The sequence below is a fragment of the Chloracidobacterium sp. genome (genome assembly GCA_016715795.1).
Classification (GTDB): domain Bacteria; phylum Acidobacteriota; class Blastocatellia; order Pyrinomonadales; family Pyrinomonadaceae; genus OLB17.
Genome location: JADJXP010000001.1, coordinates 498250 through 516798 on the forward strand (window position 1 = coordinate 498250; position 18549 = coordinate 516798).

Annotated in this window: 17 protein-coding genes; 10 read left to right on the forward strand and 7 right to left on the reverse strand. The window is 57.0% G+C overall.

The genetic code is table 11. The annotated features are described in order from the left end of the window. The first annotated feature begins 18 nt into the window (after nucleotides 1-18). The 4 genes from IPM59_02255 to IPM59_02270 all read left to right on the forward strand — a co-directional run bounded on the left by IPM59_02255 (nucleotide 19) and on the right by IPM59_02270 (nucleotide 1178). The gene (locus IPM59_02255) at nucleotides 19-285 is read left to right on the forward strand and encodes a EutN/CcmL family microcompartment protein (protein MBK9214416.1); all 267 of its coding nucleotides are present in this window, start codon (nucleotides 19-21) and stop codon (nucleotides 283-285) included. A gap of 4 nt (nucleotides 286-289) precedes the next feature. Then, nucleotides 290-568 (forward strand): EutN/CcmL family microcompartment protein, encoded by a 279-nt coding sequence (locus IPM59_02260; GenBank protein MBK9214417.1) that lies wholly within the window; start codon nucleotides 290-292, stop codon nucleotides 566-568. A gap of 62 nt (nucleotides 569-630) precedes the next feature. After that, nucleotides 631-903, forward strand: coding sequence for an ethanolamine utilization protein EutN (locus IPM59_02265; protein ID MBK9214418.1), 273 nt, complete (start codon nucleotides 631-633; stop codon nucleotides 901-903). A 5-nt stretch (nucleotides 904-908) separates the two neighbouring features. Then, nucleotides 909-1178 carry a hypothetical protein gene (locus tag IPM59_02270; GenBank protein ID MBK9214419.1) on the forward strand — a complete coding sequence of 90 codons (270 nt, stop codon included), beginning with the start codon at nucleotides 909-911 and terminating at the stop codon, nucleotides 1176-1178. On the opposite strand, the gene IPM59_02275 is transcribed toward IPM59_02270, so the two are convergent. From IPM59_02275 to dnaX, 4 genes are all read right to left on the reverse strand, one after another. Further along, nucleotides 1179-1835 carry a LemA family protein gene (locus IPM59_02275; protein MBK9214420.1) on the reverse strand — a complete coding sequence of 219 codons (657 nt, stop codon included), beginning with the start codon at nucleotides 1833-1835 and terminating at the stop codon, nucleotides 1179-1181. A gap of 8 nt (nucleotides 1836-1843) precedes the next feature. Continuing rightward, a complete protein-coding gene (locus tag IPM59_02280) occupies nucleotides 1844-2560 on the reverse strand; it encodes a nucleotidyltransferase domain-containing protein (GenBank protein MBK9214421.1) in 717 nt (238 codons plus the stop codon). Between the two features lie 3 nt (nucleotides 2561-2563). Next, nucleotides 2564-3454 (reverse strand): TPM domain-containing protein, encoded by an 891-nt coding sequence (locus tag IPM59_02285; GenBank protein MBK9214422.1) that lies wholly within the window; start codon nucleotides 3452-3454, stop codon nucleotides 2564-2566. 72 nt (nucleotides 3455-3526) lie between these two features. Next, nucleotides 3527-5242 (reverse strand): DNA polymerase III subunit gamma/tau, encoded by a 1716-nt coding sequence (dnaX, locus tag IPM59_02290; GenBank protein MBK9214423.1) that lies wholly within the window; start codon nucleotides 5240-5242, stop codon nucleotides 3527-3529. A 67-nt stretch (nucleotides 5243-5309) separates the two neighbouring features. Here dnaX and IPM59_02295 point away from each other — a divergent pair, with 67 nt between their 5' ends. After that, nucleotides 5310-6563: a hypothetical protein gene (locus IPM59_02295; GenBank protein MBK9214424.1), complete on the forward strand. Its 1254-nt coding sequence runs from the start codon at nucleotides 5310-5312 to the stop codon at nucleotides 6561-6563. A gap of 67 nt (nucleotides 6564-6630) precedes the next feature. Here the strand turns inward: IPM59_02295 and gyrA are convergent, their stop codons facing one another. Further along, nucleotides 6631-9171, reverse strand: coding sequence for a DNA gyrase subunit A (gene gyrA, locus IPM59_02300; GenBank protein MBK9214425.1), 2541 nt, complete (start codon nucleotides 9169-9171; stop codon nucleotides 6631-6633). A gap of 165 nt (nucleotides 9172-9336) precedes the next feature. On the opposite strand from gyrA, the gene IPM59_02305 reads away from it, so the two are divergent. The 3 genes from IPM59_02305 (at nucleotide 9337) to IPM59_02315 (ending at nucleotide 11704) form a co-directional block, all read left to right on the forward strand. After that, complete coding sequence (locus IPM59_02305) at nucleotides 9337-10143, forward strand: PilZ domain-containing protein (GenBank protein MBK9214426.1); 807 nt, start codon at nucleotides 9337-9339, stop codon at nucleotides 10141-10143. 43 nt (nucleotides 10144-10186) lie between these two features. After that, a complete protein-coding gene (locus IPM59_02310; protein MBK9214427.1) occupies nucleotides 10187-10984 on the forward strand; it encodes a PilZ domain-containing protein in 798 nt (265 codons plus the stop codon). 72 nt (nucleotides 10985-11056) lie between these two features. Next, nucleotides 11057-11704 carry a 1-acyl-sn-glycerol-3-phosphate acyltransferase gene (locus IPM59_02315; protein ID MBK9214428.1) on the forward strand — a complete coding sequence of 216 codons (648 nt, stop codon included), beginning with the start codon at nucleotides 11057-11059 and terminating at the stop codon, nucleotides 11702-11704. Nucleotides 11705-11708: 4 nt separating this feature from the next. Here IPM59_02315 and IPM59_02320 read toward each other — a convergent pair whose 3' ends face one another. Continuing rightward, the gene (locus IPM59_02320) at nucleotides 11709-13391 is read right to left on the reverse strand and encodes a serine/threonine protein kinase (GenBank protein MBK9214429.1); all 1683 of its coding nucleotides are present in this window, start codon (nucleotides 13389-13391) and stop codon (nucleotides 11709-11711) included. 164 nt (nucleotides 13392-13555) lie between these two features. Beyond that, nucleotides 13556-14443: a DNA-3-methyladenine glycosylase 2 family protein gene (locus IPM59_02325; GenBank protein ID MBK9214430.1), complete on the reverse strand. Its 888-nt coding sequence runs from the start codon at nucleotides 14441-14443 to the stop codon at nucleotides 13556-13558. A 201-nt stretch (nucleotides 14444-14644) separates the two neighbouring features. Here IPM59_02325 and IPM59_02330 point away from each other — a divergent pair, with 201 nt between their 5' ends. Both IPM59_02330 and IPM59_02335 read left to right on the forward strand, forming a co-directional pair. Next, nucleotides 14645-16945: a DUF1800 domain-containing protein gene (locus IPM59_02330; protein ID MBK9214431.1), complete on the forward strand. Its 2301-nt coding sequence runs from the start codon at nucleotides 14645-14647 to the stop codon at nucleotides 16943-16945. Between the two features lie 5 nt (nucleotides 16946-16950). Further along, entirely contained in the window at nucleotides 16951-18486 is a 1536-nt protein-coding gene (locus IPM59_02335; protein ID MBK9214432.1) for a DUF1501 domain-containing protein, read from the forward strand. Nucleotides 18487-18549 lie beyond the last annotated feature (63 nt).

Consider the following 18549-nt stretch of genomic DNA (forward strand, 5'->3'; position numbering starts at 1 on the left):
TGGGCCTTGAACCACGCCATGATCATCGCACGCATTCTGGGCACCGTCGTGTCCACTCAAAAGGACGAACGGCTGCAAGGCAAAAAGCTGCTCATCGTCAAGCCGATCAATCTCGACGGCTCTGACCAGAGCGGCTATATTGTCGCCGTCGATACCGTCGGTGCGGGCTATCACGAAAAGGTTATCGTCGTCGGCGGCTCAAGCGCACGCATGGCCGAGGGCAACAAGGATTGTCCGGTGGACAGCGCGATCATTGGCGTCATCGACAGCTTCGATCTCATTTGAGCCAATGCAGATCGCACGCGTTATCGGCAATGTCGTCTCTACGGTCAAAAACGTCTCGCTCGAGGGCCGCAAGTTCCTCATCGTCCAGACCCTTGATGCAGATCTAAAAGCGAAAGGCTCGCCGATGGTCGCGCTCGACGCCGTCGGTGCAGGCGTCGGAGAGCTTGTCTTTTGGTGTCGAGGCAAAGAGGCGTCGTTCCCATTCAAACGCGACGAGACGCCGACCGACTGCACAATAGTCGGGATCATCGATTCCGACGCCCACGTATTTAATGGTAGATGATGAATGCGGGGTGGTGAATGCAAGATTCTTCACTCATCATTCATCGTTCACCATTCACTATTATGTTGCTAGCCAGAGTCATCGGTAACGTCGTCGCCACCCATAAGAACCAACGCTACGAGGGCAGCCGCGCGATGCTCTGCCGCCAGATCACACCCGATGGCAAAGACATGGATTACACCTGCATCGCTCTCGATTCAGTCGATTCCGGCGAAGGCGACATCGTCATCATCGCCCAGGAAGGCTGGTCCGCCTCAACCGCCGCCACCGGCCGTGCCGGAGCGGCAATAGACTCAGCGATCGTCGCCGTGGTCGACCGTATCGACCTGTTGTAATTTCTATGGCTCCCGCAGAAACCAAGCGATCACCTGATGAGATGGCATCGCTCTTTGCAGCTATCGAGAAGATCAATCATCGGCTGGACAAACTGGAGTCTGGCCGAACGGCTGTCGCACCCGAGCCGATCGGTCATCCCAGCCTCGACAAATTCAGCGTGGCTGAGGCAATTGCCGACAGCATTTTCGCCCACTACAAAAAGGAAAAGGCCTGCCAGTTCGAGCCCGGCAAGCCTTGTGATCATTGTTCGATGTGCAATTCGCGCGGATTCTAGCTACGGCTTGTTTGCCGGCGCCGGAGCGGCCGGGGCCGCGGGCTGCGTTTTTCTCAGCGAGTTGGCGTCACCGACGGACGGGACGGTCTTGGCTGCTTCGTCGGCCTTGAAATAAGGCTCTTCCTTAAATCCCAACAGCCCGGCGGTCAATACCGCAGGAAATGAGTTTCGCGTCGTGTTGTATTTTGTCACGATGTCGTTAAAGTCGAGGCGAGCAGTGTTGATGCGGTTCTCAGTTCCCGACAACTCGTCTTGGACCTTCATAAAAGCCTCGCTGGAGCGCAATTGAGGATACTGCTCATTAAGGCTCAGAAGCCGTCCGATTGTCCCGCCAAAGCTGTTATTCGCATCAATTATTGCCTGCTTCTGCTCAGGTGATTTGTCGCCGTCGGCACCGGTGCCTGCTGCCTTCGATGCATCGAGCAGCCGTGAACGCGCGTCAGCGATCTGACCGAATACTTCCTGCTCCTGAATTCCGGTCATCTTAGCCGTCTCGACCAGATTTGGGATCAGGTCGGCCCGCCGCTGCATCGCGGATTCGACATTCGCCCACTTACCCTTGACCTGCTGCTGCTGGGCGGTCAGCTCATTATAGCTGCAGCCCGACACGCCAAAAGCAGCCAGGGCCACGATGGACAATAGAATTGCTCTTTTCATAGTTCTCCTTATTTTCCCGCCATATCGACGGCCTCGATGACCTGCTCGATCTGCTCCATGTATTCGCCAAACAGTTGATTGGCGGCCGCGTCATCGAGGTCTCCGGTGAAGTTATTCTCACGGATATTGAATATTTTTTCAAATGGTGTCCCGTCGATGCCGAGATGCTGGGCAGTCAGGGCGACGATCTCGTGCTTGGTTGCCGGCGGCTCGACGCCGCGAAGTATCAGAACCGCGCCGAATAGCACCGCAAAGCTCGCCAGGCTCTCGGACATCAGTGTCCTAAGACCGTCAACCGACGCCGAGACCGGAATATACTGCCTCCTGAGTTGGATCAATTTGCTACGCAACTCAAATTCGGCCTGATGGCGAAGGAATTTGTCAGATATCTCAAGCCCCGCAAGCACGTCGCTGCCGTATAGCACCTTATGAGCTACTGCCATCTGATGAAACTCTATGGGAAAAACATCGGCGGCGTTCTGCAGCTCCGATACCGTAAAATACACCGGCACCGGATTACGCATGCGGGCCCATTCGCGAACGCACGCGTGCGACTTGCGAAGATCTTCAGGCCCGATCCTTTCAAGCGCAACCAGAATGTTGTAATCCGATCGGTTTGGCACGAAATCACCCGCCGCGGCCGAGCCGTAGAGGATGACCGCGACTAAATTTGTGCCGTGAGTTGACCTCAGATCGTCGATGAATGCCTCAAAGTGATGTCTCATGCTCTACCAATCGCCTCCTGCGCCGCCACCGCCAAAATCGCCGCCGCCGCCAAATCCGCCCCAGCCGCCGCCGGACGAGCCTCCCCAATCGCTCGATGACGAACTGCTCGAACTGCCGCCTCCGCCACTGAGGATGCCGCCGATGATCCACGGCAACGCATCGCTGACACCGCTTCCGCCGCCGCCTGACGAACCAAAACCGCCGCCCCAGCGATCATTGTCCTTTTTCGATTTTCGGCGACCGGCAACGCCAAAAATAATTGCGAGCAAGATGATACCGATGATCACGCAGCAAACGAACCCGTATGTACCGCTGCTGACACCCGTGCTGCCTGACGAAGGCTTTGACGGTGGTTGATCGACGGGTGCATTTCCCTTGTTTTCGATCGTTGAAAGATAGGCATTTATCGTGTCCTCGATGCCCTTTGCATAATTGCCCTTCTTAAATTCAGGCACGAGGTATTGCCGCTGCAGGCTGCCGACAACGCCATCCGGCAACTCATCCTCGAGATCCTTGCTGACCTGGGTGAAGTATTTTCGGTCGTCGATAGCTACAAAGAGCAGTGCGCTCGGATTATCATCCTGCTTCGATCCGATGCCCCAACCGCGTGCCACGGCAAGGGAATAATCGAATATCGGCCTCTCGCCGGTCGTCTTTACGACTGCCACGGCGATCTCGACGGACGGATTCGTCTTGTTGCGAAAGTCCGTTAATCGCGTTTCGAGCCGCTGCTTTGTCCCGCCATCGATAACGCCCGCATAGTCGTTGACAAAACCGGACGGCGACGGCAGCGGCGAGACATTCTGCGACCATGGCTGAGATTCCTGCCCAAACGCATTAAATGACGCAGCGATCAGCAGGATCGCCACGGTCAACCACTTTAACTTTTGCACTGGTCGCCTTGTCATCAGATCAATCCTGTCGCACCTGATATACGATCTCCTAAATACTATGTTCGCAACGGGTCAGACGCGCTTGACCTCGATTATCTCTGCTCGAAATACGCGGATCACCTCTCGGACCGCCGGATGTGCTTTGGCATACTCGAGCAATTCCTCGTCACTCGGCTCGGCCGACAGGATGGGCAGATCGATCGGCTCCTGAAAGGACGGTCTTGGCTCGTACGCCGGAGCGACGGCCCGTCCTGACGACGCAGCAACCACAGGAGGCCTGTCTTCGACCGCAGCCAGTCCCAACCAGTCACGAACGATTGCGGACACATTTGTGATAGGTAAAAGGTCGTCACCACTCCATTCGAGCTGTAGCTCGTAACCACCGTCGAGACGCTTGTCATCGATATGGGCGAGCATCTCGGCCGTCGGTGGCGGAAGCCAGGCAGCCCGCCGCGGCTGCACAGGTTCTGAAACATCAAAGGGCTCAGAGATCGCCTCAAATACAACCGTCGCGGGCTCGGTTTCCGTAAATTCTTCGGGAGGAGCCGGGCTCGATTCAGATATTAGAGTTTTTTTTTCCTCAGTGGCCGTTGCCGAGGCGGAGGCGGCGACCGAGGTCGATTCGCCGCCGATCAGGGCATTCATTCGCGCGATGAGGTCTTCGATGTCGGCTACCTTTCGCATCTCGATAAGCTTGACAAGGCCAATTTCGAGGACGTATCGCGGGTGTGCGGCATCGCGAAGCGAGGCTTCGGTTGCGGCAAGCGAATTAAAGAAGCGGAGAAGGTCTGCCTCGGCAAAACCCGATACCATCTGCGTCATTTGTTCGCCCGCAAACACAGCTGTTTCAAATAGTTGACTTTCGCTCCCGGCGATCTTGAAGACCAGCAGATCACGAAAGAGGCCCAAAAGATCGCGACAGAAGTTCCGCAGATCGTGTCCGCGAACGATCAGGTCATCGACTACGGCCAACAGAGATCTGGCCTGTCGTTCGGCGATTGCCGTCACGGCCTTCGCAAGGACCTCTGCCCCGGCAAATCCCAGAGCACCAGTCACATCAACGGCACGTATCTTCTCGCCCGAAAAACTGATGACCTGATCAAAATTCGACTGTGCGTCACGCATCGACCCCTCGCCGGAACGGGCCAGTTCGCGCAGCGCATCATCATCGATATCGATCTTTTCGGCGTCTGCGATCAGCTTGAGCCGATCAAATATCTTCTGCAGCGGAATGGTCCGGAACTGGAATTCCTGACATCGCGACGTGATCGTTTCCGGCACCTTGTGCAGCTCGGTCGTCGCCATTACAAAAACGACATTCGGCGGCGGCTCTTCGACAGTTTTTAACAACGCGTTGAAGGCGGGCTTCGATAGCTGATGTACCTCGTCAATGATAAATACACGGTAGCGGTCGCGGGCGGGATTAAAATCTATGCTGTTGATGATCGTCTCTCGAACGTCGTCGATGCCCGTGTGCGATGCCGCATCGATCTCAAGAACGTCCATCGAGCGGCCTTCTGCGATCTCCTGACACGACGGGCAGACTTCTTTCTCGTTCGATCCGCATGGCGTGAGGGTAGGCTTATCAGATCTGTGACAATTCAGCGCCTTTGCCAGGATTCGCGCGGTGGTGGTTTTCCCTACTCCTCTCGCCCCCGAGAACAGATACGCATGGTGCAGCCGGTCATGTTCGATGGCGTTACGCAGCGTTTGCGTAATTACCTCCTGGCCCGTTACCTCGTCAAAGGTCTGCGGCCGCCATTTGCGGGCTATCACCTGATACGACATTTCTACTTAGAATAATTGATAACGCCCGAAAGTGAAAAGGCGGGCTATCGCCGTGTAGAATAGCGCAATGGCCCGACCGCCCTTTGTCGAATTTGCGGGCAACAAACGCCTCCTCTGGATCGCGGAGGAGTGGATACGCTACGCCCCGCAGCTGGCAGAGTGGGCAATGGAGCGCATCGTCAACCGCCGCGATGTTTGGAGCCAATACACCATCAAGAACGACCGCATCTCGGTCGTGATGTTGCCTATTAGAGAGCGCCGTCACCTCGGCACCGACATGGTGACGATCACAAAGCTCGAACGGCACTTCTCAGGCCGTTCGCCCGCGCACCTCATCGGACTACATTCGATCTCGGACCACGCGACGTGTAAATGGTTCGCGATCGATATCGACCTGCACAACCCCGACGTTCCCAATGCTGACGAGATCATCGAGGCAAACTGGGCGACGACGCTCGAGTGGGCCGGCCGTCTGCGTGCTAAGGGAATGGACCCTTTGGTGTTCGATTCGAACGGCGCCGGCGGCTTTCATATTTGGGTGCTGCTCGATGATGAGTATCCGCTCGCCGACACCTTTGACTATGCCGACTTGGTTCGTTCGGACTGGAAAGAACAAGGCCTGCCCCGCCGGCCCGAGATCTTCCCACCAAAACGCGAGGTCGGCCCTGACGACCTGCCCTACACTCTGCGGCTCGCCGGCCGCCACCATACGCGGCCGCATTATACTCGCCTCTATAACTTTGACCGCACGGACGAGAGCGAGCCGGAATGGCTCGACGGCGGTGACGCGATCGAGGCAATGATAGCGGCGCGCATGTCGCCCCTGCCTAAACTGAAAAAAAAGAAAGAAAAGAAGACGACGCTGCGCGAGGTCGTGCAAAAACCAAAGAAAGGTGCTGCCGGGCAACCGCAAAACCGTCCGCGCGTCTGCGTTGACCTCGACGGTGTCCTTGCAACCTACACGGAATGGAGAGGATTCGACCACATCGGGCCACCGATTCCCGGTGCCGTTGATTTTGCGAGGAACCTGAACAAGGTCGCCGATATTATTGTCTTCTCGGCGCGATGTTCAAACGATCCCGGCCCCGGCGGCGATGTTCCGTTACTGACCACTGGGCAGCTCCGCATCAAGATCATTGAATGGCTAGAGAAACACAAGATCCCTTACGCCGACGTTTACACCAGCCAAGGTAAACCGCGCGTCGCGGCATTTATCGACGACCGCGCGGTGACCTGCTCACCGCAAACGGACACCGAGGCATTTGATACTGCGATAGATTCCGTTTACAAATTGCTCGGGCGAAAACCAAAGAAAAGGTAACCGCGAAACGAACTAAAAGAAGAGATTCCTTCCTTTTAGCATCTTTCGCGTATTTCGCGGTAACTCATTACTCTTCTTCGTCCGCAGCGAGAAGCGATGCCGAGGTCACGAGATCGTCCTCACCGCATTTGATCAGGGTGACGCCCTGCGCCGAGCGGCCGGTCTCGCGGATCTTGTCGACGCCGAGACGAATGAGCTTGGCCTGCTGGGTGATGATCATGATCTCGCTGGACTCCTCGATCGGGAACGACGCGACGACCTTGCCGGTCTTCTCGGTCGTCTTCATGTTGATGACGCCGATGCCGCCGCGTTTCGCAAGGCGGTAGCTGGAAACGACGGTCTGCTTACCAAAGCCCTTTTCTGAGACTGATAGTATCTTCTCAGTGCCCTCCTGCGAGACCGAGCAGACCGAAACGACGTAATCGCCCTTGCGAAGGTTCACGCCGCGAACGCCGCGGGCCGCACGGCCCATCGGCCTTACGTCCGTTTCCTGAAACCTTACGGCCATTCCGTCGTGCGTGGCGATCAGGATCTGTCGTTTGCCGTCGGTCCGAATGATGTCGAGCAGTTCGTCCCCATCGTCGATATTGATCGCGTTGATGCCATTCGCGCGGATATTTTGATAATCCGCGAGGGCCGTCTTTTTGATAACGCCATTGCGCGTCACCATTGTGAGATACACCTCTTCTGTAAAATCTCGAACAGGCATCACGGCGACGAGTTTCCGTTCTTGCGACAATTGGACCAGATTTACTACCGCTTTGCCGCGAGCGGCGGCGGCAGCCTCAGGTATCTCGTGGACCTTAATCTTATAGACCTGTCCGTCGTCGGTAAAGATCATCAATGCATCGTGTGTCGATGCCGTGAACAGGTGCTCGACAAAATCCTCGTTCTTCGCAGTGGCACCTAAGCGGCCCTTGCCGCCTCGGCCCTGTCGCGAATATGTCGCCGTAGGTGTACGCTTGATATAGCCGGCCTTTGTCACCGTGATCGCGACTTCTTCATCCGGGATCAGGTCTTCGATACGAAGCTCGATCCCCGCGTCAACGATCTCAGTGCGGCGGGCGTCGCCGTAGAGCCGTTTGATCTCAGTCAGCTCGTCCACGATCACCTGCCGCAGCACCCCTTCATTTGCGAGGATGTTCTCGAGCTCGGCAATGTACTTGATGATCTCGGCATATTCGTCGAGGATCTTCTGCCGCTCGAGGGCTGACAAGCGACGCAATTGCAGGTCGAGGATCGCCTGGGCCTGAACCTCGCTGAATTCGAGGCTGCCTATTACCTTTCGCAGGTCCTTCAAGAACTGCTCTTCGGTCTTATTGCCCGTGATGCCCCGCCATTTCTTGATCTCGTCGAGCCCTGAGAAGTTGCCCGTCAGGAAAGCCCTCGCCTCATCAACCGAACGTGAGTTGCGAATAAGTGGAATGATGTGGTCGAGCGCGTCGATTGCCTTGTTCAGGCCCTCCAAGATGTGTGCTCGGGCCTGTGCCTTTCTAAGGTCAAACTCCGTTCGACGCCTGACAACGTCACGCCTAAAGTCAATAAAATTCTCAAGCAGTTGCTTGAGATTGAGCACCTTTGGCTGGCCGTCAACGATGGCAATATTGATGATGCCAAATGACGACTGCATTCGCGTCAGCTTGTAGAGCTTGTTCAAGACGACCTGCGGAACGGCGTCGCGCTTGAGTTCAATGACGATGCGCATGCCCTCGCGGCTCGATTCGTCGCGGATCTCTGAGACACCGTCGAGCTTGCGTTCGTGGACGAGCGCGGCCATCTTCTCGATCAACTCGGCCTTGTTGACCTGATAGGGCAGCTCGGTCACGACGACGGCATTCCGTATCCGCTCGCCGCGTCCGATCTCATCGACAACGGCGCGGGCACGCATTTGAATAATGCCGCGGCCCGACCGGTACGCGCTCAATATGCCCTCACGGCCGTAGATGAAACCCGCCGTCGGGAAATCCGGCCCCGGCACGATCTTGATCAGAGCATCGATGCTGATCGTCGGCTCTTTGAGCAATGCGACCGCCGCGTCGAGTACCTCCGTCAGGTTGTGCGGCGGGATCTTGGTTGCCATTCCCACGGCGATGCCCTCTGAGCCGTTTACCAAGAGAAGCGGAACGCGGGTTGGCAGGACACTCGGCTCTGAAAGCGAGTCGTCGTAATTCGGTACAAAATTGACGGTCTCCTTCTCGATATCGGCGAGCACCTCGTTGGCTATCTTCGCCAGTCGAATCTCGGTGTAACGCATCGCTGCCGGATTATCGCCATCGACCGAACCAAAATTTCCCTGTCCGTCAACCAGCGGGTAGCGAAGCGAGAAGTCCTGCGCCATTCTCACGATCGAATCATAGATGGCCATATCACCGTGCGGATGATATTTACCCATTACGTCGCCCACGGCGCGCGCAGATTTGCGATATGGTTTACCGGCAGTATTCCCGGCCTCGAACATGCCGTACAACACGCGTCGATGGACCGGCTTAAGGCCATCGCGCACGTCGGGCAATGCGCGTCCGATGATGACGCTCATCGCGTAGTCGAGATACGACCGGCGCATCTCGTCTTCGATATTGATCTGGTTGCGTTCTATAAGTGAATCCATTGGTCAAAAAGGCTCAGAAAAATGGGTTTGGACAAGGCGTGATGCTCGGAAAATCTGGAATAATGAGCGTCTTGAACGTATCTATATTTTACAGGCGTAAAGCCTGTTAAGCAAACCTGAATTCCTTCCACACAGGCCCCTTTTTCAGTCTGTTTTTGCCCTGAGATGTTGAACTCGCCATCACAACAATCGCGTGCCATCGACCGTGCTTTTCCAAAGCCCGTCGTCGAGAAGGAAAATCGCCGAATACAGCGGATCTCGCTGCCCCTGCCGGTGCGCGTTGAGGTAAAGATCGATGTAAAGGTAGGATGGTACGAGATCACGCGGCTAAACGACGTATCAGCCTTTGGAGCGGGCTTTACGCTCAAAAGGCCGATAAAGCGTGGCCGTCTGGTACTTCTGACGGTGCCGATGCCGCGTCAGCTGCGTTCGTTTGACTACAGCGAACCGCAATACAAGGTCTGGGCACTGGTTCGACGGTGCATCTCGATCGGAAAAAGTTCCGCTGAACCTGAATATTCGATCGGTGTCGCGTTTACAGGCAAGACTCCGCCGGTCGATCATATCGAGCATCCTTCGCGGCTCTACGACCTCGCCCACCGCGAGGAGGATGGCAAAGGAATGTGGCACCTGATGGAGGCCAACCTTCACGCCGATGAATCGGACCTGCCAAAGGACCTAAGGAAGCAAACCAGGTATTTCATCCCCGAATCTCTCACCATCGAACAAGTCGACGAAGCAGGAAATGTCTTGCTTTCTGAGACCACTGTGACGGAAAATATAAGTCTCGGCGGTGCGGCCGTCTTTACGACGCTCAATGCCGAGACCGGAACATTCCTCCGGGTGCTCAGCCCCCGACACAACATCGAGATACTCTCGGTCGTGCGCGGTTCGCGTATCGGCCCTGACGGCATCACGCGGCTGCATCTCGAGTTTATCGACCGCTTCTATCCGCTTGAGGGCATCGGCTGACCCCTCAACATCCACATAAACTGGCCCAAAATTGGGCATTACAATGAGTGTTATTGAATTTAGTACACAGGCCGCGCCGCCACGGCCAATAGTTGATACGGATCCGATCCTGGACCTTCGCCGCAGCGAGCGGGCCCTCGCCGACCTCAAGACAATCGTCCAGGTCAATGAAGGCAACGGCCAACTCTGGAAAGAGGTCACAAAGGTCAATACCGTCTCGCGAAATGGGCTCGGTGTCAGCCTGTCGCGCAGCTGCACCGTCGGGCGACTGGTCAATCTGATCCTTCCGATGCCGAAGGAATTTCGTATCTACGATACTGATCTTGACCTCTACGAAGTGATGGGCATCGTGCAGCACTGCAATGCTGCCACCGTTGACGGGCTTACCGTCTACCACGTCGGCATCGGCCTCATCGGCAAGGACATTCCGGAAAGTTTTAAGGCAGACCCGACTCAGAATTATCGGATCTCGGGAATGAATAGCGACGGCTCGTGGGCGATCACGGAATCCGAATCGCAGTTCACGAAGCGCAAGAAGCCGCGCACCTGGCTGACGATGCCGGTCACCATCGCCCTGATCCAGCGCGAGGAAAAGTCGCTTGCGCGTGAAGAAACCTATACCAAGAACATCAGCGCCGGCGGCGTGTCGGTCACGACCAAGCTAAATGCCAACATCGGCGACAAGGTCAAGTTTGCCTGCAAGCTCCTCGATTTCTATTCGATCGCCATCGTTCGCAACCAAAAGGCCGTCGAGGATGACACTTCGACCCTTCATCTTGAGTTCGAAGGAGCCCAGTTTCCAATGGAAAGGCTAATGGCACTCCAGCGGAGTGCGGCCTGAGTCCGGCTTTGCAGCAGAGACGCTGCGTGTTTAATCTAGGAAGACCGGCATCGCTTTGCCGGTCTTTTTCAAATGGCGGAAGCTGCAACAGACGCTGATCCTCCACGGATCGTAAATTGGCTGGCCCGCGCGATCACGTGGTTGGTCAGTAAACCGCTCTGGTTCATCCGTTTCTCGGGGCTTGAGCATATTCCTGCTCGAGGCAGCGGGGCCTATCTTATAGCTGCAAATCACCAAACCTACATTGACCCTGGGTGGATCGGTATCCCGATCAAGCATCCGATGCGCTTCATGGCCTGGGACGCGGCGTTCGAGTGGAGATTTATCGGGCCACTAATCGCCTATCTCGGAGCATTTCCCGTGTCGCTCGAGACGGGTGGCACTATCCGGGCGATGAAGCAGGCCCTGCGAAGCTTACGCAGCGGCGCCGCGCTGGTCGTTTTTCCTGAGGGTGCCCGCGAAACACCGGACGGTGAGATGCTGCCATTCAAGAGCGGCGTCGTGCGTATCGCTATTCAGGCCGGCGTCCCCATCCTTCCGGTCACGATCCGCGGCGGCAACCGCATTTGGCCGCGCGATTGGAAATACCCGCGATTCTTCCGACGCGTGACGGTAACGTATCACCCGCTAATGCACGTCACCGAGGACGCATCGATCGAACCGCACGAAAACCTCGACCGGTGGACCGCGAGGCTAAAGAAAGTAATTGAGAGCGCTTGAAAGGTCAGTTCTTCGGCTTGGACGGCGGCCGTGGAATGTTTGGCCTGACGACCTGTCGGAGGATCCGCTCCTGTAGGAGCCGCCGCTGCTCGGGTGTCATCTTACTCGGATCGAAACCCCGCGGAATCGGTTTGAAATCACCGGGGTCATCGCTGCCTGCCGGAGGCTGGCGGTCGGGCTGGCGGATCTTTCGCGTAGTGACCGTCCCGTTCGGATCGCTGGTTGTGATCGTTATCTCGTCCGGCCCTGAGATGTCCTCCTCAAAGCCAGGGTCCATCTCGTCATCTCCCGACTGTTTGCCCGGGCGGTCGTTGCCCGGCGCCTTTCCGGCCTTGGTCGTGTCGGTCTGGCCTGTATCCGATGTGCGGCCCGGTTCACTCGCCGGGACCGCTGTGTGATCTGACGTGGCACTGTTCGCCGCGTTCCCGCCATCGCCGCCGGTCACAGAAACGTCACCTCCGGACGGAGCCGTATTCGCCTCGGTCGATGACGGCGGCGCCTCGACTCCTTTTTCGTCTGTCCCAAGGCCGAACACTGACGGCTTGATCATATATAGCCCGCCGGCCGCGGCCGCACCGACGAGCAAGACCACGACCATACCGGCCGTCATCGCCAGGCCTCGATGCACGGTCGATGGTGCCTCGGTCGTTACCGGCTGGCCAAATGCGGTTTGGTCTATCAGGCCGGGCCTAATCGACGTTACTTGAGAAACGTTCTCAGGGTGAGTTGACCCTGAAACACCACCGGCAAGTGCCGCCGCAGCCCTTGTTTCCTCGGGCATCAGCTTTGTCGGCTCGCCGGTGCTCGGCACTGCCGGAGCAAAACCCGCGGCCGGGGCAACGGCGGCCAGATAGCCGTAGTTCTCATGCTCGCGGAGCATCCGGCGCATCTCAGTAGCATCTGCGGGCCGGGCATCCGCGTTGAGGTCCATCGCCTTTAGAAGAACGCCCGCAACACCTAGGGGAATCTCCGGCTTGATCCTGCTGACCGCCACGATCGGGTCCGGCCGCTGGCTCAGCACGGCCATTGCCCGGGTCAAAGCGTCCTCAGGGGCAACATTCGTTAATAGGTGATAGAGCGTCGCCGCCAGTGAATACAGGTCGCTCCTCGGGTCGGTCCCCGTACCTTGGATCTGCTCAAGCGAAGCGTAGTTGCGCGAATATCCAAAAATGCTTTTCGCCGCCGTCTGATGCCCGGCATCGGTCGGGTTGCCTTTGGCCAGTCCGAAATCCAGAAGAATAATATCGCCGCGCGAATTGACCTTAAGATTCTGCGGCTTAATGTCCCGATGGATCACGGGAACGTCCTGGTGATGCAGATAGTCGAGCGCATCGAGCAATTGATCCGCCCATCTCAGCACCTGATCGACCGAAAACTGAGCGTGGTCCGCCTCGAGCATGGTCGCGACATCCTCGCCCGGAATGTACTCCATTACCAGAAACTGGCTGTCGCGTTCCTCGAAATGATCAGATACACGCGGCAGGGCGTTGTGTTTGAGGCTGTTGAGCAGCCGGGCCTCTCGCTCGATCGCTTTGCGAAAGTTATCGTCCATGCACAGCGTCTCTTTGATCGCCACAGTGCTGCCAAAGCGCTCATCAGTGCCGATATAGACCGCGCCCATACCGCCTTGCCCGATCTGTCTGTCGATGCGATAACGCTGCTGAAGGATTGTCCCGGTCTCGATCATTGCACTACCTATACGGGAATGACGCCTATAATACTACAAAACACCGTCGCAGGCTCAATAAAGACAATGCCGCCCACTCAGCGGACTCTGCTTAAGAACCCAAGACACGATGCAGAAGACACCTAGATAAGACGCAAAGGAACGCGATAGCGATGGATTTCTTTTTATGCGCAGGGTACGATCCACCGCTCGGTCATCTCGCACCATATCACGAGGCCGCGCCAATCACCATATTTTTTGTAATGTCGCTCGATGCGGCTGTCCTTGCACGGCCTTTGTCGATTGTATTTCTTGTAGAATTGCGAGCGCAGCCACGAATCGAGGGCAAGGCCGTCGTATTTGCCGACCAATTTCAACAGATTGTCGGCTGCGTAGTCACCGACGCCTTTGACGCGTTTCATCTCTTTTCGCAGTTCCTGCCCGCTCAGCGGCGAATCCAGCCAAGCTTCAGGATCGAACTGGCCCGAGGCGACCGATCCGGCGAGTTCGACAAAATACGGCGAGCGGTAACCTGCCTTGATCTCGCGTCGATAGAACGCTTCGTCGACCGACGCCATCGCCTCAGCCGTCGGAAATGCTCGTTTCCCACCTGCGGCCGGCCGGCCGAGCTTATCGACGAGGTTCGCGACCATGAGTTTTGTAAGGCCCCATGAACAGTTCGTCGTACAGATGGTCTTAACGAGGTCCTCAAAGACGCTTGCCGACCTGATCATTCGCCCTGCGGCCTTTTCTGCGACCCACGACAAATGATCGTCGCCATCCACCGCTGCATACAAACCTGAAAGGTCATCGTCAAGCCTGAGGATATGGCGTGCATCCCGTTCGATTTCCTCCAGATCGATCCGCGACGACGCGAGAGCGACGCGAACGCAGTCATTTTCTTCGGACATCATGCCCGACACCGTCCGGCCGCGTTTATCGCTAAATACCGTACTCAAGCGCCAGTTCTGGTCGTCCAGTTCGAACGGGGCCAGTTCTGACCAGCCGTGGCTGTAAACCGTGGAGCGAAAGCTAAAATTCTCAGGCACAGGAATATGTATGGAAACGGTCATCTTGAGTTCTTTACTTTTTTTCGGCTATCGCAGTATATGTCACGTCTAACAGCATTAGAAATACGAAAAAAGTATTGTCTTTTGCATTGGGAATGTTGTAGATTTGAGATTGTATAAACTGTTTTAACCGCGACGCCGCTCCACTGCATCGCCGGACTCATTTGAGAAATACAACGCGTAGGTTGCCTTAGGAGGAAAGGTATGAAGAGTAGATATTCGCAGGGTTTTTTGCGGATCATGTCGACGACGGCCGTCGTGGGCGTCTTGTCGGTCGTCGGGCTCGGCCAGAATATTTCGGACCCAAACCCGAATTCGCCGACCCCGATCCTGCTGAGCATGCGGGATTCGACACGTGCCGTGGCCATTCCGGCCGAACGGCTCGGCAAGATTCCTATCAAGAGCATTACCGAAAGTGCCTTCCGGCCCGATTCGCGCGTCGTGCTGTTTGTCACAAATCTGAGCTTGCTGCCGGATGAAGGGGCAAATGCATTTCGCGTATACGTCGAGCATGCCAACGGACGAAATTACACATTCCCCGTTCTCAGCATCGAACCGTATAACGATCCGACAGCGGGCCGCAACATCTATGCATTGACCGTGCAGTTGACGGACCAAAACCGATTCTGGGAACCGCCGGCCGCCGATGGCGACATTCTGGTCGGCGTGACGTGGCGCGGGCTTATCAGTAACAAGGTAAGGCTGGGCTTCGGTTCGACCGGCGGCAAGATCGCCGATCCGCCGGGCTCGCGTCCGACACCGGTCGGCACTCAGCCGCCGACACCCGAATACGTCGGTTATCGCTGGTCGGGTGACCGCAAACGATTCCTCGAACAGGCCGGATTCGGCCCGACCGCCGCTCTCGACGACCGCATCCGTCGCATAGGACTCCGAACCTGGCTTGCTGAGCAATTTGAGGCTCCGTATCCGGGGACTGCTTTCCCGTATCCGGAGTTTCCGCTGATGCCGGGAAACGCGACCGCTGATTGCCAGAACAACATTCCTGTCAACTGCATACGCGACCACTACACTATGTACCAGCCGCAAACGTGGTTCATCAAGGAGGCCTTCTACGGCGAGCCGCAGTTGCGGCACCGCGTCGCGTGGGCATTGAGCCAGATCTGGGTGACTTCCGGTGCCGACGTGCAGCAGGGCAGACACATGGTCGAGTATCACAAGGTGCTGAGCAAGTATGCCTTTGGCAATTTTCGTGATCTGATGGGGCCGCGGGTCTTCGATGTCCCAACCGCGACGCCAGGCCTGAATACCTGTTCGTCGTGCGGCATGACGCTCAATCCGACGATGGGCCAGTACCTTGACATGTCGATCAGCACAAAAAACAACCCGAACGAGAATTATGCTCGCGAGATCATGCAGTTGTTCACGATCGGGCTTTTTATGCTGAATCAGGACGGCACGGTCCAGGTGGACGGCCAGGGCAGCCCCGTCGCAACCTATGATCAGAATGTGGTGAATGACCTGACAAAGGTGCTGACGGGATGGACGTTCTGCAATAATGCTGCGAATTGTCCCAACATCGTCGCGGGCACGCAGAACTACATCGACCCGATGCTGCTCAATACGAATAACCACGACCTGAACGCCAAGACGCTGTTGAGCTATCCGGGCTCGACGACCACGAACGTCCCTGCCTGCGCGGCACCGTGCAACACGGTTGCTCTGCGTGCGGCCTACGCGAATGCATCGATCGTGCAGGCCCTGGATAACATCTTCAATCATCCAAATGTCGGCCCATTCATCAGCCGCATCCTGATTCAGCACATGGTCACGAGCAGCCCGACGCCGGCATATGTCAGCCGCGTCGCGGGCGTATTCAATGACAACGGTTTTGGCACGCGCGGCGATATGAAAGCCGTCGTAAAGGCCATCCTGCTTGACCCCGAAGCTCGAGGCGATGCAAAGACCGACCCTAATTACGGCAAGCTCCGTGAGCCGGTGCAGTTGATGACGAATTTTGCTCGGGCGTTCAATGTGAAGTCGGCCGACGGCCTCGGGCTGAGCGACGGCAACTTCGTCCGTGGCCGCGGCGAGCTGAGCGCGGCGGGCCAGGTGCCGTTCCTGTCACCGACCGTGTTCAATTACTTTCCGCCTGACTACGTCATTCCGGGTACCTCGCTGAACGGGCCCGAGTTTGCGATCATGACCACCGGCACATCCATCGCGCGAGCAAATTTCTTTAATCGAATGGTGTTTACTGCACCGGCCTATTCGGTCTCTATGCCCGACTCGCCCAACGGAACGTCGTATGATTTCAGCGACCTGCAGGCACTCGTCATCGCCGATCCGACCAACACGATGCTGCTCGACGACCTCAACAATCGTATGCTTCACGGCACGATGACCGCCGAGAATCGCGCGACGCTGCAGACGGCGATAAACAGCATTACAGTCTCAAATCCGCCGACGGCGACGCAGGCACTAAACCGTGTTCGCCAAGCGGTTTACCTGATCGCGACATCGTCGCAATATCAAGTCCAGAGGTGATCAAGATGAAAGAAACAAGACGTGATTTTTTGAAAAAGTCAGGCGGCTGTGCACTCGGCATGGTCTCGCTCGCAACGCAGATGCATCACCTCGGCTCGATCAGCGCGATGGCGCAGCGAGTGATCGACAGCGGCGAAGGCGGCGAGAGCTACAAGGCCCTGGTGCTCTGCTTCTGGGCCGGCGGCAACGACGGCAATAATATGGTGATACCGAATCACAGCGATTCGTCGATCAGCAATTATGCGGCATACAGTGCCGCCCGGGGCACTCAGGGCCTGGCGATCGCGCAGGGTTCGCTGCTGCCGATAGCGGTGCCTCGGCTTGGCGGCCTGACGTATGGCCTGCATCCAAATCTCGGCAACGTCGGCGCCCCGAACGGCACGACCATCGTCAACAACGGCATCCACGAACTCTGGGCCGGCGGCGATCTCGCTGTTGTTTGCAACGTCGGCAACCTCGTGCAGCCGCTGACCAAGGCCCAGTACCTGAGCTCGCAGTACAAGAAGCCTTACCAGCTCTTTTCACACTCAGACCAGGTCGCTCAGTCGCAGACCAGTGTCTCAAGCACACAGGCGTTTACTGGTTGGGGCGGCCGATTGTCTGACAAGATGACCTTGGGCAGCAATCCGAGCGGGCTGATACCGATGATCACGTCGATCTCAGGAGCGCAGTTGTTCACGGCCGGCCAGACGACGCTGCCCTTGGCGATTGCAAACGCCCAGACGTCGCTCGCAAACGTATTGAATCCGGCGGGTTACGGCTCAAATCCGACAGGTTCGACGCTTGCGCGGCTTACGGCTTTCAACACGCTCAGACAGCAGGACCTGGCAAATAACTTCATCAAGGAGGCGAGTCACGTTACGGACCTCGCGATGCAGGCGAATGCGGCCCTGCAAACATCGCAGGAGGTCACCGTTCAGTTCCCAACTACGAACATCGGCCAGCAGTTCAAGCAGGTCGCACGGCTGATCAAAAAGCGTCTCGACCTCAACGTCAATCGTCAGGTCTTTTACGTCCAGATCGGCGGTTTTGACACGCACACCAACGAACTGAACGAGAACAACGGCCAGAACGCCCGCCTGCGCGAATTCAGCCAGGCGATGCGTGCGTTCTATGACGAAATGGTCGTGCAGGGCGTCAATAACGATGTGACAACCTTCACGCTGTCCGATTTTGGCCGCACGCTGAATCCGGCCGGCTCGGGCGCGACGGTCGGCTCAGATCACGCCTGGGGCAATCATATGTTCGTGATGGGCGGCTCGGTCAGCGGAGGTGACTTTTACGGCAGCCACCGGCCCGACGGCACGGGCAATTACTTCCCGACACTCGTCATGGGCCCGAGCGGAGCGGACGACACCGACAACAATGCGTCAGGCCGCGGCCGCTGGATACCGACAACGTCGGTCGAGATGTATGCCGTGCGCTTTGCCCGCTGGTTTGGGCTCTCCCCGGCCGACGAAACGCTGGTCTTCCCAAACCTCGCCAATCCGCTCATCACCCAACACGACGCCGCCAACAGCGCGTTGGGGTTTCTTCCCTAGTTCGGCATTAACCACGCTAACTACAAATGGCGGGCCGCATGTGCCCGCCGTTTTTGTTATCGC